Annotated in this window: 10 protein-coding genes; 7 read left to right on the plus strand and 3 right to left on the minus strand. The window is 70.7% G+C overall.

Going from position 1 to position 15,642, the window contains the following annotated elements; genetic code table 11:
- On the minus strand, positions 1-1,281 hold a 1,281-nt coding region (locus AB0I83_RS28720; RefSeq protein WP_363306752.1), incomplete at its 3' end, for a hypothetical protein.
- A 345-nt stretch (positions 1,282-1,626) separates the two neighbouring features.
- Between AB0I83_RS28720 and AB0I83_RS28725 the strand changes: the two genes are divergently transcribed.
- From AB0I83_RS28725 to AB0I83_RS28745, 5 genes are read left to right on the plus strand one after another with little or no spacing between them, the layout of a single operon-like run.
- Positions 1,627-3,018: a diaminobutyrate--2-oxoglutarate transaminase family protein gene (locus AB0I83_RS28725; protein ID WP_363306715.1), complete on the plus strand. Its 1,392-nt coding sequence runs from the start codon at positions 1,627-1,629 to the stop codon at positions 3,016-3,018.
- Positions 3,019-3,048: 30 nt separating this feature from the next.
- Positions 3,049-4,962, plus strand: coding sequence for an IucA/IucC family protein (locus tag AB0I83_RS28730; RefSeq protein ID WP_363306716.1), 1,914 nt, complete (start codon positions 3,049-3,051; stop codon positions 4,960-4,962).
- A 40-nt stretch (positions 4,963-5,002) separates the two neighbouring features.
- The gene (locus AB0I83_RS28735) at positions 5,003-5,728 is read left to right on the plus strand and encodes a GNAT family N-acetyltransferase (RefSeq protein WP_363306717.1); all 726 of its coding nucleotides are present in this window, start codon (positions 5,003-5,005) and stop codon (positions 5,726-5,728) included.
- Positions 5,729-5,788: 60 nt separating this feature from the next.
- On the plus strand, positions 5,789-7,768 hold the full coding sequence (locus AB0I83_RS28740; protein ID WP_363306718.1) for an IucA/IucC family siderophore biosynthesis protein: 1,980 nt from the start codon (positions 5,789-5,791) through the stop codon (positions 7,766-7,768).
- 50 nt (positions 7,769-7,818) lie between these two features.
- On the plus strand, positions 7,819-9,786 hold the full coding sequence (locus AB0I83_RS28745) for an ATP-dependent DNA helicase (protein ID WP_363306719.1): 1,968 nt from the start codon (positions 7,819-7,821) through the stop codon (positions 9,784-9,786).
- Positions 9,787-9,937: 151 nt separating this feature from the next.
- Here the strand turns inward: AB0I83_RS28745 and lexA are convergent, their stop codons facing one another.
- Complete coding sequence (gene lexA, locus AB0I83_RS28750) at positions 9,938-10,735, minus strand: transcriptional repressor LexA (RefSeq protein ID WP_356535899.1); 798 nt, start codon at positions 10,733-10,735, stop codon at positions 9,938-9,940.
- 578 nt (positions 10,736-11,313) lie between these two features.
- Here lexA and nrdR point away from each other — a divergent pair.
- Both nrdR and AB0I83_RS28760 read left to right on the plus strand, forming a co-directional pair.
- The gene (nrdR, locus tag AB0I83_RS28755) at positions 11,314-11,829 is read left to right on the plus strand and encodes a transcriptional regulator NrdR (RefSeq protein WP_356535900.1); all 516 of its coding nucleotides are present in this window, start codon (positions 11,314-11,316) and stop codon (positions 11,827-11,829) included.
- A 144-nt stretch (positions 11,830-11,973) separates the two neighbouring features.
- Complete coding sequence (locus AB0I83_RS28760) at positions 11,974-14,883, plus strand: vitamin B12-dependent ribonucleotide reductase (protein WP_356535901.1); 2,910 nt, start codon at positions 11,974-11,976, stop codon at positions 14,881-14,883.
- 109 nt (positions 14,884-14,992) lie between these two features.
- On the opposite strand, the gene AB0I83_RS28765 is transcribed toward AB0I83_RS28760, so the two are convergent.
- The gene (locus AB0I83_RS28765; protein WP_356535902.1) at positions 14,993-15,523 is read right to left on the minus strand and encodes a TerD family protein; all 531 of its coding nucleotides are present in this window, start codon (positions 15,521-15,523) and stop codon (positions 14,993-14,995) included.
- Positions 15,524-15,642 lie beyond the last annotated feature (119 nt).

A 15,642-nucleotide genomic window follows, 5' to 3' on the forward strand; every position in this document is an offset into this window, starting at 1 on the left:
GACGAAGAAGGGCAGCACCATGCCGTCGTTCAGGCCGCTTTCGACATTCAGCCCGTGACGCACCAGCGCGGGAACCCGGACATCGGAGATGGCGGCGGAGTCGTAGACGCCCTTGGCCTCCTTGCCGAGGCGCGGTCCGGCAAGCCAGCCGGCCGTCACCGGGCCGATGGAGGTGTTGGAGACCAGGGCCGGCTTACCGTCCTGCCCCTCGGCGACCCAGCCGCCACCGGAGGAACCGCCGGTCATCGTGCAGCCGATGCGGTACATCGTCGGCTGGTCCTCGAAGACCGCGAGGCGGCCCGGCCGGTCGGCGCACTGGAGCGCCTTCTGGCCGTCGAACGGCGGGGCCGCGGGATAGCCGGTCGCGGTCATGTCGTCGATCTCCGGGACCGCCGGGGCGTTGAAGTCGACCGGGAGCGCCGAACCGACGGTCTCCTCGAGGGACTTGCCCGTCGAGCCCTTCTCCGGCGCGACCTGCAGGACCGCGAAGTCGTACGGAGCGCCCTGGCCGCCGGTCGCGGCGCCCTGGGCGATCCACTGGTCGGAGGTCTGGGCCCACTGGCCCCACCACACGCCGTACGGGGCGATCTGCTCCTTGGAGGCATTCTCCAGCTCGGACACCGACATCCCGCTGTCGTTGTACGACGGGACGAAGGCGATGTTGCGGTACCAGCCGCCGTTCTTCCCCGCGTGCACGCAGTGACCGGCGGTCCACACCATGTTGGACTTGCCCGGGTGGGCGGGGTCCTGCACCACGGTCGCCGAGCAGACCATCGATCCCTCGGGCCCGTCGAAGAGGAGCTTCCCGGACGCCGGAGCGCTGTCGTGGTACGGCGTCCGCAGGTCAGCGGCCTGCACCGGGTCGGGAGTCGGGTCCGTCACGCCCTCGTCGCCCGAGATGTCGTTGTCGACCGGGTTCTCCGGGGGCTTGTCGGCCTCACGCATCCGGTCCGGGTCCCACAGGTCCTCGATGATCGGGTTGACGTAGTCCTTGGCCTCACGCAGCCAGGTGTCCCTGTCCCAGTTCTTCCACTCGCCGTCCCGCCACTTGTCGAGGTCGATCCCGTGTTCCTTGAGCCGGTCCTTGAGGTCGTCCGGGATGACGACCTTCCCGTCCGAGGCCTGGCCGGCGGAACTGCTCGGCTCGGCGGACGCGCCGTCCTCCTCCGGACCGCAGGCGGTGGCCGAGAGGGTCAGGACAGCGGCGAGTGCGGCTGCGGCGAACACCCGGGGGGTGCGGCGGGCGCTCCCTCCGCGGCGTGCGGTGTCGATCGGGCGCATGGGTCGCATCTGGTGATCCCCCTGGGACTTCGTGACTGACTTCGTTACGGCACCGCGGACCTCGGGTGCGCCGCCCGGCCCAGCGGGGCCGCGACACACGCCGACGACGTCGGAGCGAAGCCCCGAGCGGAGTGCGGCACCCACTATGCCGGTGCCGTTGTGGACGGCACTCGGCAGGGCCGCGGTTCCGTCCGCGCGAGGATCTTCCGATTTACCCGTGATCTCCCGGCTCCGGCGTCGTTGGTACGTACGGGGGACACAAGGACGGCGTTCATCGGTGTGCCCCGGTCCCGGCGGACCGCGCCGAGGTGCAACGCAACTGTTACCGCAGGAGGACCGACAGCCGTGGCCGTGACCGAACCAGCTCCGGTGGCACTTCCCCCTGCCCACGAGGGAATTCTGCGGCGCCAGGCGCAGCGCGAGTCGGCGGCCCGCACCTATGCGCGTTCCCTGCCGATCGTGCCGGTCCGTGCGAGGGGCATGACCATCGAGGGCGCGGACGGCCGGCGCTATCTCGACTGCCTCTCCGGGGCGGGCACGCTCGCCCTCGGCCACAACCACCCCGTGGTGCTCGAAGCGATCAGGAAGGTCATCGACTCCGGGGCGCCGATGCATGTGCTCGACCTCGCCACCCCGGTCAAGGACGCCTTCACGACCGAGCTGTTCGCCACCCTGCCCCGGGAGTTGGCCGACGACGCCCGGATCCAGTTCTGCGGACCCGCGGGGACGGACGCCGTCGAGGCGGCGTTCAAGCTGGTGCGGGCCGCGAGCGGACGCAGCGGACTCCTCGCCTTCACCGGCGCCTACCACGGAATGACCGCGGGAGCGCTGGGCGCGTCGGGCGGTGCCACCGACGTACAGGTGACCAGGCTGCCCTTTCCGCAGGACTACCGCTGCCCGTTCGGAACCGGCGGGGAGCGGGGCGCCGAGATCGCCGCGCGCTGGACCGAGAACCTCCTGGACGACCCCAAGGGGGGAGTGCCCGCCCCGGCGGGCATGATCCTTGAACCGGTCCAGGGTGAGGGCGGTGTCAACCCCGCGCCTGATGCCTGGCTGCGGCGGATGCGGGAGATCACCCGGCAGCGCTCCATCGCGCTGATCGCGGACGAGGTGCAGACCGGCGTCGGCAGGACCGGCGCGTTCTGGGCGGTCGGGCACAGCGGCATCGTGCCCGACGTGATGGTCCTGTCGAAGGCCATCGGCGGCTCGCTGCCCCTCGCCGTGATCGTCTACCGCTCCGGGCTGGACGTCTGGCAGCCGGGCGCCCACGCGGGGACCTTCCGGGGCAACCAGCTGGCCATGGCAGCAGGTACCGCCACCCTCGCGTACGTACGGGAGAACAGGCTCGCCGAGCGCGCCGGGACGCTCGGCGCGCGGATGCTCGCCCGGCTCCAGGCGCTCGGCGCGGAGCACCCGAGCATCGGCGACGTCCGGGGCCGCGGCCTGATGATCGGTATCGAACTCGTCGACCCAGAGGCCGGGCCGCCCACCGTCACCGCGGAGAGCGGCACCGCCCCGCCGGCCGACCCCGCCCTCGCGGCGGCGGTGCAGCAGGAGTGCCTGCGCCGCGGCCTCATCGTCGAACTCGGCGGACGTCACAGCGCCGTCATCCGGCTGCTCCCTCCGCTCACGCTCACCGACGAACAGGCGACGGCGGTCGTCGACCGTCTCGCCGACGCGCTGAGCGCGGCCGAGCGCTCCGCGAACCGCCGGGCCGCTGCCGCGCCGACCAGCTGAACCCGGACCCCCCTCACAAGGAAGACCGCCGTGAACCCCACCCCTGCGCCCGAGGCCGACGGCCCTCTCACCAGCGAGCAGCGAGGACACGAACCACCGGACGGCCCCCTCGTCGTCGAGGCGACGACCGTGCCGCGCCAGAAGAAACGTCCGTACCCGCGTGCGGAGACGGCCACCGGCGCCCCGGCGGCGGACCGTCCGTGCCTGGCCGACCCGCGGGACCGCACCGATCCGCTGGACCACCCGGACCCGCTCCGGGCCGCCGACTCGGCCGGTACGGAGAACCTGCTCCGCTGCTGGACCAGGGAGAACGACCTGCCCCGGCCGCCGGGAGCCACCCTGCGCGTTCCCCTCCCCGCGAGCGGCACCGCCCTGCTCGTCCCCGTCTCCTACTGGTCCCCGACGGGCTGGCACCGCTTCGGCACACCGGCGTTGGAGGACGCCCCGGCCGACGCCCCGGGTGTGGACGCCGTCACCGTGGCTGCGCTCCTGGGACGGGAGAGCGAACGGAGCGCGGGGGTCGACCTGGTGGCAAGGGTGGCCGACTCGGTGCGGCACACGGCCACGTTCATCGCGGAGCGACGGCGTACGCCCGACCCCTGCCCCGAGGCCGACCCCTTCCTCACCGGCGAGCAGTCCCTCGTCCTCGGCCACCCCCTGCATCCCACGCCCAAGAGCCGCGAAGGCCTGTCCGAGTCCGAAGCGCTGCTCTACTCACCGGAGTTGCGAGGCTCCTTCCCGCTGCACTGGATGGCCGTGGACCGCTCCGTGCTGGCCACCGAGTCGTCCTGGACGAAGGCGGGCCGACCTGTCCCGGCGGAGGCACTCCTCGCCCCGCACGCCCAGGGGCTCGTTCTTCCCGAGGGCACCGCGGCCCTCCCGCTCCATCCGTGGCAGGCCGCGGAACTCCTGCGCCGCCCCGAGGTCGTCGCCCTGTGCGAGAAGGGCCTGCTGCACGACCTCGGTCCGCACGGGGCACGCTGGCACCCCACCTCATCGGTCCGCACCGTGCACCGGCCCGGCTCCGACCTCATGCTGAAGCTCTCCCTCGGCGTACGGATCACCAACTCCCGCAGGGAGAACCTGCGTAAGGAACTCCACCGCGGAGCCGAGGTCCACCGGCTGCTGCGCACCGGGCTCGCCGACCGGTGGCACGCGGCGCACCCCGGCTTCGACATCGTCCGGGACCCGGCCTGGATCGCCGTCGACGCCCCCGACGGCAGCCCCGTCCCCGGACTCGACGTGATGCTCCGCCACAACCCCTTCGGTCCCGCCGACGACGCGGTCTGCGTCGCCGGGCTCACCGCGCCCCGCCCCTGGCCGGGGCGTTCCGGCACGCACTCGCGGCTCGCGGCCGTCGTCTCCTCGCTCGCCGCGCGTACCGGCCGCACGACCGGGGCGGTATGCGCCGAGTGGTTCCTGCGCTACCTCGACCGTGTGGTCCTGCCCGTCCTCTGGCTCGACGCACACGCGGGGGTCGCCCTGGAGGCCCACCAGCAGAACACGCTCGTCCTCCTCGACCCGGACGGCTGGCCCATGGGCGGCCGGTACCGCGACAACCAGGGCTACTACTTCCGTGAGTCCCACCGCACCGCGCTGGAGGGCCGGCTGCCCGGCATCGGGGCGGTCAGCGACACCTTCGTCCCCGACGCCGTCACCGACGAGCGCCTCGCCTACTACCTGGGCATCAACAACGTGTTCGGGCTGATCGGGGCCTTCGGCGCCCAGCGCCTCGCCGACGAGCGGCTGCTCCTCGCCGCGTTCCGCCGGTTCCTCGAAGGCGCCGTCGCGCTGGGCTCGCCGCTGCCCGCGTACCTCCTCGGGACCGGGCAACTGCGCTGCAAGGCAAACCTGCTGACCCGGATGCACGGCCTCGACGAACTCGTCGGGCCGGTCGACACCCAGTCCGTGTACGTCGCCATCGCCAACCCCCTCCACGGCTGACGGACACGACCGCCTGAACGCACGAGAGGAGAGCGTCACCGTGCACCAAGCCGACGCGCACACCGGGAGCGGAACCGGTGCCGTACCGCCCGACGGCACCGGCACGGAGGACACCCTCGAGCTGAGGCTCACCGAGGAGCTCCTCGCCCTGCTCGGCGACGACACTCCACCGCCGGCCGCCGGGGGCGCGGCCTCCGCGCTCGTCGGCAGCCCCGGAGCGTGGACCCCGGTCGGCACCCCTGCGGGGGAGTTCCAGCTGGTCACCGTCGAACCCGGACGCGACCTGCCCGTCATCAGCCGCTGGATGAACGACCCCGCGGTCGCCGCCTTCTGGGAACTGGCCGGCCCGGAGTCGGTGACCGGCGCCCACCTCGGCAGACAGCTCGACGGGGACGGCCGCAGCGTGCCCTGCCTCGGCGTCCTCGACGGCACGCCCATGAGCTACTGGGAGATCTACCGGGCGGATCTGGACCCGCTGGCCCGCCACTACCCGTCCCGGCCCCACGACATGGGGGTGCACCTCCTCATCGGTGGCGTGGGCAACCGCGGCCGGGGCATCGGGAGCGTGCTGCTCCGGGCCGTCTCCGACCTGGTACTCGACAACCGCCCGCTCTGCGCCCGGGTGATCGCCGAGCCGGACCTGCGCAACACCCCGTCCGTCTCCGCCTTCCTGAGTGCCGGATTCCGCTTCTGCGCGGAAGTGGAACTCCCCGAGAAAAGAGCCGCACTCATGGTCCGCGACCGGGCCCACCGTGATGACCTGTGAACAACTCTCCGCACCGCACCGCCCGCTCGAACCCCATCGGTCCCACCCGGAGGAGTCCCCGTGCCGACATATCCCGCGAGCCCTCACCCGGCGGCGTCCCGCACGTCGCTCGACACCCCAGAACTCGACCGGAGCTGCTGGGACCGGGTGGCGGTGGCGCTGCTCGCGAAGATGCTCGGTGAGTTCGCCTACGAGGAGGTCATCGAGCCCGAGCCCCGGACGTACGACGGCGCGGAGCGCACCGGTACCTACACCCTGACCCTCGACGACGGCGGCACGCTGTCCTTCCACGCACGGCGCGGCGTCTACGGGAGCTGGCGCGTCGACCCCGCGACGATCCGCGAGGTCCCGGCCGGCGACACACACGAGACCGCTGCCGGGTACGAAGAGGAAACCCCGGCCGGGGCGACAGCCGAGAACCCCGCCGGGGCGATAGCCGAGGGAGCGGGCGGTGAGCGGACGCCCGCCGACGGAACGCGCGCCGAGGGGACGGGCGTCGGCGGTACACCCTTCCGTGACCCGCTCCGGTTCCTGGCGCGGGCCCGAGGCCTCCTCGGTCTCGACGGCGCCACCCTCGCCCACCTCATCCGAGAGCTCACCGCCACACTCATCGCCGACACCCGGCTCGACCGCGCGGCGCTCGGCGCGGCACAGCTCGCCGAGCTGCCGTACGCCGAACTCGAGGGCCACCAGACCGGGCACCCCTGGCTCGTCGCGAACAAGGGCCGTCTCGGCTTCTCCGCCGCCGACGCCGCCCGGTTCACACCGGAGGCCCGCTCGGCCACCACACTGCCCTGGATCGCCGTCAGCTCGCGGATAGCGGAGTACCGCGGCGTGGGAGGCCTCGCGGCGCCGGACGACCTCTACGCGCGCGAACTCGACCAGCACGTCCGGGAGTCGTTCGCCGAGATCCTGCGCGGACGGGGCCTCGACCCAGGTGAGTACCTCTTCATGCCGGTGCATCCGTGGCAGTGGGACGAATGGATCGTCCCGGTCTTCGCTCCCGCCATCGCGGACGGCGCCGTCGTACCACTGCACGCCGACGAGGACCTCCGGCTGCCGCAGCAGTCGATCCGCACCTTCACCAACGTCGGGCGGCCGGACCGGCACACGGTCAAACTGCCGCTCTCCATCCTCAACACGCTCGTCTGGCGCGGCCTGCCGACCGAACGCACCCTCGCGGCTCCGGCCGTCACCGCCTGGGTCCAGGGGCTGTGCGACGGTGATCCGTTCCTCCGCGACACCTGCCGCGTCGTCCTGCTCGGCGAGGTCGCCTCGGTGACCGTCGAGCATCCGCTCTACGACCGGCTCCCCGAGTCGCCGTACCAGTTCAAGGAGATCCTCGGGGCGATCTGGCGGGAGCCCCTGCAGCCCAGGCTGGTGCCCGGCGAGCGGGCTCGTACGCTGGCCTCGCTGCTGCTCACCGACCCCGACGGGCGCTCGTTCACCGCCGAACTGGTCGCCCGCTCGGGGCTGGCCCCGGTGGCCTGGCTGACCCGACTCCTGGACGCACTGCTGCCCCCGCTGCTGCACTTCCTGTACCGCTACGGCACGGTGTTCTCCCCGCACGGCGAGAACGCCATCGTGATCTTCGACGGCGACGACGTGCCCGTACGCCTGGCGATCAAGGACTTCGTCGACGACGTGAACATCAGTGCCCGTGCGCTGCCCGAGCACGACGCCATGCCGACGGGCGTCAGGGACATCCTGCTCACGGAGGAACCCGCCTTCCTCACCCAGTTCATCCATTCGGGGCTCTTCGTGGGTGTCCTCCGCTATCTGTCCCCGCTCTGCGAGGAGCAACTCGACGTACCGGAACGTGAATTCTGGTCACTCGTCCGTGCGGAGATCCTGCGCTACCACGCCCGTTTCCCCGAGCTCAAGGACCGGTTCGAGATCTTCGACATGCTGACACCCACGATCGAGCGCCTGTGCCTCAACCGGAACCGTCTGCATCTGGACGGCTACCGTGACCGTTCGGAGCGTCCGCACGCCGCCGTCCACGGGACCGTCGCCAACCCGCTCCACCCCTCCGCCTGAGTCCGGGAGTGAGCGTCGTTGTCGGTGGCTCGCCGTAGGCTGGTCGGGCTATGACGAAGCCATCTCTCCCCGAGCTCCTCCACGCAGCCGTCGCCGCCGTCGGCGGCACGGAACGCCCCGGCCAGGTCTCCATGGCCGAGGCCGTCGCCGGTGCCGTGGACGACAACGCACACCTGCTCGTCCAGGCCGGAACCGGCACGGGCAAGTCCCTCGGCTACCTGGTGCCCGCGCTGGCCCACGGCGAGCGCGTCGTGGTGGCCACGGCGACGCTGGCCCTGCAGCGCCAGCTGGTGGAACGGGACCTTCCGCGCACGGTGGACGCGCTGCACCCGCTGCTGCGGCGTCGCCCCCAGTTCGCGATGCTCAAGGGCCGGTCGAACTACCTCTGCCTGCACCGGCTCCACGAAGGCGCCCCGCAGGACGAGGAGGAGGGGCTGTTCGACCAGTTCGAGGCGGCCGCGCCGTCCAGCAAGCTCGGCCAGGACCTGCTGCGTCTGCGCGACTGGTCGGACGAGACGGAGAGCGGCGACCGGGACGACCTGACGCCGGGCGTCTCGGACCGGGCCTGGGCGCAGATCTCCGTCTCCTCGCGTGAGTGCCTCGGCGCCACCAAGTGCGCTTACGGTGCCGAGTGCTTCGCGGAGGCGGCCCGTGAGCGGGCCAAGCTCGCCGACGTCGTCGTCACCAACCACGCCCTGCTCGCGATCGACGCGATCGAGGGCGCCCCGGTGCTCCCGAAGCACGAGGTGCTCATCGTCGACGAGGCCCATGAACTGGTTTCGCGGGTCACGGGCGTCGCCACGGGTGAGCTCACCCCCGGCCAGGTGAACCGCGCGGTGCGCCGAGCGGCCAAGCTGGTCAACGAGAAGGCCGCCGACGCCCTGCTGACCGCCTCGGAGGGGTTCGAGCGGGTCATGGAGCTGGCACTTCCCGGCCGCCTGGAGGAGGTGCCCGAGGACCTCGGCTACGCCCTTATGGCCCTGCGCGACGCCGCGCGCACGGTGATCTCCGCGCTCGGCGGCACCCGGGACAAGTCCGTGCAGGACGAGGACGCGGTGCGCAAGCAGGCCATGGCGTCGGTCGAGTCCATCCACGGCGTCGCGGAGCGCATCACCCAGGGCTCCGAGTACGACGTCGTCTGGATCGAGCGCCACGACCGCTTCGGCGCCTCCGTACGCATCGCTCCGCTCTCCGTGTCCGGACTGCTGCGGGAGAAGCTCTTCGCCGACCGTTCGGTGGTCCTGACCTCGGCCACGCTCAAGCTCGGGGGTGACTTCAACGGCGTGGGGGCATCGCTGGGCCTCGCGCCGGAGGGGACCGGTGGCGAGGACGTCCCCCGGTGGAAGGGCCTGGACGTCGGCTCGCCGTTCGACTACCCGAGGCAGGGCATCCTGTACGTCGCGCGACACCTGGCCCTGCCCGGCCGGGAAGGTTCCCGCACCGACATGCTCGATGAACTCGCCGAGCTGGTGGAGGCGGCGGGAGGCCGGACCCTGGGCCTGTTCTCCTCCATGAGGGCGGCCCAGGCGGCGGCCGAGGAGCTGCGGAGCCGGCAGGACAAGCAGATCCTGCTCCAGGGTGAGGAGACGCTCGGCGAGCTGATCAAGAACTTCGCGGCGGAGCCCGAGACCTGCCTCTTCGGCACGCTCTCCCTGTGGCAGGGCGTGGACGTCCCGGGACCGAGTTGTCAGCTCGTCGTCATGGACCGGATTCCGTTTCCCCGGCCGGACGATCCGCTGATGAGCGCACGGCAGAAGGCGGTCGAGGAGGCCGGCGGCAACGGCTTCATGGCCGTCGCGGCGACTCATGCGGCGCTGCTGATGGCTCAGGGCGCCGGCCGGCTGGTCCGGGCCATGGGGGACAAGGGCGTCGTCGCGGTGCTCGATCCCCGGCTGGCCAACGCCCGGTACGGGAGTTACCTCCGCGCCTCGCTGCCTGACTTCTGGTACACCACGGACCGCAATCAGGCCCGGCGCTCACTGGCGGCCATCGACGCGGCAGCGAAGGCCTCGGAGTGAGTGAGGGGTACTCCGCAGCCTGACCGCCGGTGGGCCGGCACTGCCCCGTCCTCGTCGGGAGGGCGTGCGGACGCCGTCCGAGGGTGCGCGGACACGTCAGGGCCCCGGGATCGGCGCAGGGATCCCGGGGCCCGGTCCGAACCGGCGGTGCTCAGACCCGCCGCAGCACCGCCACGACCTTGCCCAGAATCGTCGCCTCGTCGCCGGGAATCGGCTGGTAGGCGGAGTTGTGCGGGAGCAGCCACACATGGCCGTCCTCGCGCTTGAAGCGCTTGACCGTGGCCTCGCCGTCAAGCATGGCCGCCACGATGTCGCCGTTCTCCGCGACGGGCTGGCGCCGGACCGTGACCCAGTCACCGTCCATGATCGCCGCCTCGATCATCGAGTCGCCGACGACCTTCAGCACGAAAAGCTCCCCGTCGCCGACGAGCTGACGGGGGAGCGGGAACACGTCCTCGACGGACTCCTCGGCGAGGATCGGTCCGCCCGCGGCGATACGGCCGACCAACGGCACATACGAAGCCGCGGGCTTGCCGGTGGTGTCGGTCGGCTGAGTGCTGGGCTGGTCCGAGCCCCGTACCTCGTACGCGCGCGGCCGGTGGGGGTCGCGGCGCAGGAAGCCCTTGCGCTCGAGAGCCATCAGCTGATGGGCGACGGACGAGGTGCTGGACAGCCCCACCGCCTGGCCGATCTCGCGCATCGACGGGGGATAGCCGCGCCGTTGCACCGAGTCCCGGATCACCTCGATCACGCGCCGCTGCCGGTCCGTGAGCCCCGAACTGTCCGCCCGGATCCCCGGAGGGCGACCGGGCAAGGAGCGCGCGGGGCGCGAGGGTTCCGGGCCCTCCGTGTTCATGGCTGAGTCATTCATGGCATGCACCGGCTCAAGTCGGCTCTGGGAGCGGTGGTCCTGGGCAGTGATGGTGGCACTGTCTGTGGTGGTGGTCACGTCGGCCCCTCTCGAATGGTCTCCCTAGTTAGGCAACGGTAGTAGCTTTCGAAAGGTTGCGCCAAACACACGTTCGAGTGAAAAACAAATAAAGGGCTGTCGCGGGCTTGCCGAGAGGTGTATGAGCTGGTGTTCCGGACCGGCGGCCGGGCGGCGGCTCCCAGGGCCCACGCTAACGTTCCGCCGGTCCGTCGGTGCCCTCGGGGGTGTCCGCGCCCGTGTCCCGCGCTCGGCGGGCGGGGCTTCCGCGCCCGGTGGATCCGCGCCTCCCGCCCGGCGGTACGGGCGGGTCCGGCCGGTCGTAGCGGACGGCCCCGCGGCCTCGGCCGCCATGCCCTTCCCGTACCCTCGTGCCGGGCCCGGGGGCGCCTGCCGTACACGAGGGAAGCGCGACACGCGCTGAGTGCGGAAGTGGGGCCAAACCCTAGATGTAGTGGTTGGATCGTCATCACCGCCCATAAGTAGTGGTCCCCGGTCCTGCGAGGCCGAGTTCATCGCCTATGCTTGGGACTGTCCTCGAAGGTCCGCGGCGGACCTGCGAGGCTATTCAGTCGTGCCGTGAAGGAGGGTTGGGAGACATGCACTGCCCCTTCTGCAGGCACCCCGACAGCAGGGTCGTCGACAGCCGTACGACGGACGACGGGACGTCGATCCGTCGGCGCCGCCAGTGCCCCGACTGCTCCCGTCGCTTCACGACGGTGGAGACCTGCTCGCTGATGGTGGTCAAGCGCAGCGGCGTGACCGAACCCTTCAGCCGGACCAAGGTCATCTCGGGGGTCCGCAAGGCTTGCCAGGGGCGACCCGTCACCGAGGACGCGCTGGCGAAACTCGGCCAGCGGGTCGAGGAGGCGGTCCGGGCCACGGGGAGCGCCGAGCTGACGACCCACGACGTCGGTCTTGCCATACTCGGCCCCCTTCGGGAGCTCGACCTCGTGGCGTACCTTCGCTTCGCGTCCGTGTACCGGGCGTTCAACTCCCTCGAGGACTTCGAGGCCGCCATCGCGGAGCTCCGCGAGGAGCGGCCCCGTGAAGATCGGTGCGGGAGCGGCGAGACCCTCGAGGTCCCCGCCCCCGCAGCTGTCGCCGCTGATTGACCACCGATGCCGGCCGAGCCGGCGGCAGGCGGCACCAGACCTGTTCCGTGACGCTGTGCGTGGCGTCCGGAGCATCAGACACAGACTGTGCCCTGGGAAGAACTGGGCACTTCAGGGCGTTTTTGCCCACATATGGGAGGCGGCATGACAGAGACGGCGAGCGGCCCGGCACGAGGTTCCCGAACCAAGGGAGCCAAGTCGACTGCGACCAAGCAGGGCCTGCGCATCGAGCGCATCCACACGAACCCCGGCGTGCATCCGTACGACGAGGTCGCGTGGGAGCGCCGTGACGTCGTCATGACCAACTGGCGCGACGGCTCGATCAACTTCGAGCAGCGTGGCGTCGAGTTCCCCGACTTCTGGTCGGTGAACGCGGTCAACATCGTCACCAGCAAGTACTTCAGGGGTGCCGTCGGCACTCCGCAGCGCGAGACCGGTCTGCGACAGCTGATCGACCGGATCGTGAAGACGTATCGGAAGGCCGGCGAGGACCACAACTACTTCGCTTCCCCCGCCGACGCCGAGATCTTCGAGCACGAGCTGGCGTACGCCCTCCTGCACCAGGTCTTCAGCTTCAACTCGCCGGTCTGGTTCAACGTCGGCACACCCCAGCCGCAGCAGGTCTCCGCCTGCTTCATCCTGGCCGTCGACGACTCGATGGAGTCCATCCTCGACTGGTACAAGGAAGAGGGGATGATCTTCAAGGGCGGCTCCGGGGCCGGCCTGAACCTCTCCCGCATCCGCTCCTCCAAGGAGCTCCTCTCCTCCGGCGGCAACGCCTCCGGGCCGGTCTCCTTCATGCGGGGAGCCGACGCCTCGGCCGGAACCATCAAGTCCGGTGGCGCCACCCGCCGCGCGGCCAAGATGGTCATCCTCGACGTCGACCACCCCGACATCGAGAACTTCATCGAGACCAAGGTGAAGGAGGAGGAGAAGATCCGCGCGCTGCGCGACGCGGGCTTCGACATGGACCTGGGCGGCGACGACATCACGTCCGTCCAGTACCAGAACGCCAACAACTCGGTCCGTGTGAACGACGAGTTCATGAAGGCCGTCGAGGCCGGCGGCAAGTTCGGTCTGCGCGCCCGTATGACCGGTGACGTCATCGAAGAGGTCGAGGCCAAGTCCCTCTTCCGCAAGATGGCCGAGGCGGCCTGGGCCTGTGCCGACCCGGGCATCCAGTACGACGACACGATCAACCAGTGGCACACCTGCCCGGAGTCGGGCCGGATCAACGGCTCGAACCCCTGCAGCGAGTACATGCACCTGGACAACACCTCGTGCAACCTCGCTTCGCTGAACCTGATGAAGTTCCTCAAGGACGACGGCGAGGGGCACCAGTCCTTCGAGGTCGAGCGCTTCGCCAAGGTCGTCGAGCTGGTCATCACCGCGATGGACATCTCGATCTGCTTCGCGGACTTCCCGACGCAGAAGATCGGTGAGAACACCCGCGCCTACCGCCAGCTGGGCATCGGTTACGCCAACCTGGGCGCCCTGCTGATGGCCACCGGGCACGCGTACGACAGTGACGGCGGCCGCGCTCTCGCCGGTGCCATCACCTCGCTGATGACCGGCACGTCCTACCGCCGCTCGGCCGAGCTGGCCGCGGTCGTCGGCCCGTACGACGGCTACGCCCGCAACGCCGAGCCGCACCAGCGCGTCATGAAGCAGCACTCCGACGCCAACGCGGTGGCCGTCCACGTGGACGACCTCGACTCGCCGGTCTGGGCCGCCGCCACGGAGGCCTGGCAGGACGTGATCCGCCTCGGCGCGAAGAACGGCTTCCGCAACGCGCAGGCCTCGGTCATCGCCCCCACCGGCACCATCGGTCTCGCGATGTCCTGCGACACCACCGGCCTCGAGCCCGACCTCGCCCTGGTCAAGTTCAAGAAGCTCGTCGGCGGCGGTTCGATGCAGATCGTCAACGGCACGGTCCCGCAGGCCCTGCGCCGCCTCGGCTACCAGCCGGAGCAGATCGAGGCGATCGTCGCCCACATCGCCGACCACGGCAACGTGATCGACGCCCCCGCGCTCAGGACCGAGCACTACGAGGTCTTCGACTGCGCGATGGGCGAGCGTTCCATCTCGGCCATGGGCCATGTGCGGATGATGGCGGCGATCCAGCCGTGGATCTCCGGCGCGCTGTCCAAGACGGTCAACCTGCCGGAGACGGCGACCGTCGAGGACGTCGAGGAGGTCTACTTCGAGGCGTGGAAGATGGGCGTCAAGGCGCTCGCGATCTACCGCGACAACTGCAAGGTCGGCCAGCCCCTCTCCGCGAAGACCAAGGAGAAGGAGAAGGAGGCGGTCACGGCCAAGGCCGAGGACACCATTCGTACGGCCGTCGAGAAGGTCATCGAGTACCGCCCGGTCCGCAGGCGTCTGCCCAAGGGACGTCCCGGCATCACCACCAGCTTCACGGTGGGTGGCGCCGAGGGCTACATGACCGCCAACTCCTACCCGGACGACGGTCTCGGCGAGGTCTTCCTGAAGATGTCCAAGCAGGGCTCGACCCTCGCGGGCATGATGGACGCCTTCTCGATCGCCGTCTCGGTCGGCCTGCAGTACGGCGTCCCGCTGGAGACCTACGTCTCCAAGTTCACCAACATGCGCTTCGAGCCGGCCGGTATGACGGACGACCCGGACGTGCGGATGGCGCAGTCGATCGTCGACTACATCTTCCGCCGCCTGGCGCTCGACTTCCTGCCGTTCGAGACGCGTTCCGCCCTCGGCATCCACTCGGCCGACGAGCGGCAGCGCCACCTCGACACCGGTTCGTACGAGCAGGCCTTCGCCGAGGACGACGTCGACGTGGAGGGGCTGGCCCAGTCCGCCCCCGTACACGTCGAGCCGCTGAAGGCGGTCGCCTCGCCCGAGGAGGGCGTCGCCGAGAAGCCTGCCCCCAGGGCTGCGCACACCTCGGCCGAACTGGTCGAGATGCAGCTCGGCATCAGCGCGGACGCACCGCTCTGCTTCTCGTGTGGTACGAAGATGCAGCGCGCCGGATCCTGCTACATCTGCGAGGGCTGCGGCTCGACCAGCGGTTGCAGCTGATCCACGCACCCGTGAAGGGGTGAGCTGACCGACGGGGGCGGTGGTGCCGGATTCTCGGCTCCACCGCCCCCGACGTGTCGGCCGCACCGCTCGTGACCTGCTGGTCGTGTCAGCCGGAGCGGCTTCCCATCGTCGCGGCGAACGAATCGGGATCGCCGTCGAATCCGCGCACGGCGGAACGGAATCCCCAGGATCCCGCGGCATCGCGGACGAACTCGGCGACGACCGCAGCCGTGGCCTCCGCCACCGCCGAGAAGTCGTCCTCTGCCAGGTTGGTGTACCCCTCGCGGATCTGTACGGCCGTGTTCTCTATCCGGCCGAAGGTCTTGCGGCCGTCGCGCTGCTGGATGGCGACGCCGACCACCACTCTGGCGTACGCGTCAGACAGCCGGTCCAGCTCGATCGTCATGACCTCGTCGAAGCCGAAGCCCTGCCCCGTCCTGCTGTCCCGGTTCAGCGTGATCGTGCCGTCGGGCGACCTGCTGTCGAAGTGCACGAGGTAGACGGGGGTGCCGTAGGGCGCCTCCGCCCCGTACGTGGCCGCGATGATGTCGAGGTCATGGGCCGGCTCGCCGGTCTCGCTCGGGTCCCACTTGACCCTCACCTCGACCTTCTCGATGTCCTTGTTGGGGGTGCTCATCGGACGTGTCTCCTCGCTGCTGGGCCGACGGACCGCTTGCACTCTCAGATCATGTCCGTAACTGTCCGTGAATCCAACCGCGTTGGAGTCGGGCGTCGCTTTCGGGCCACAGCGCGGCC

The sequence above is a fragment of the Streptomyces sp. NPDC049970 genome (genome assembly GCF_040660235.1).
In the GTDB taxonomy this organism is placed as follows: domain Bacteria; phylum Actinomycetota; class Actinomycetes; order Streptomycetales; family Streptomycetaceae; genus Streptomyces.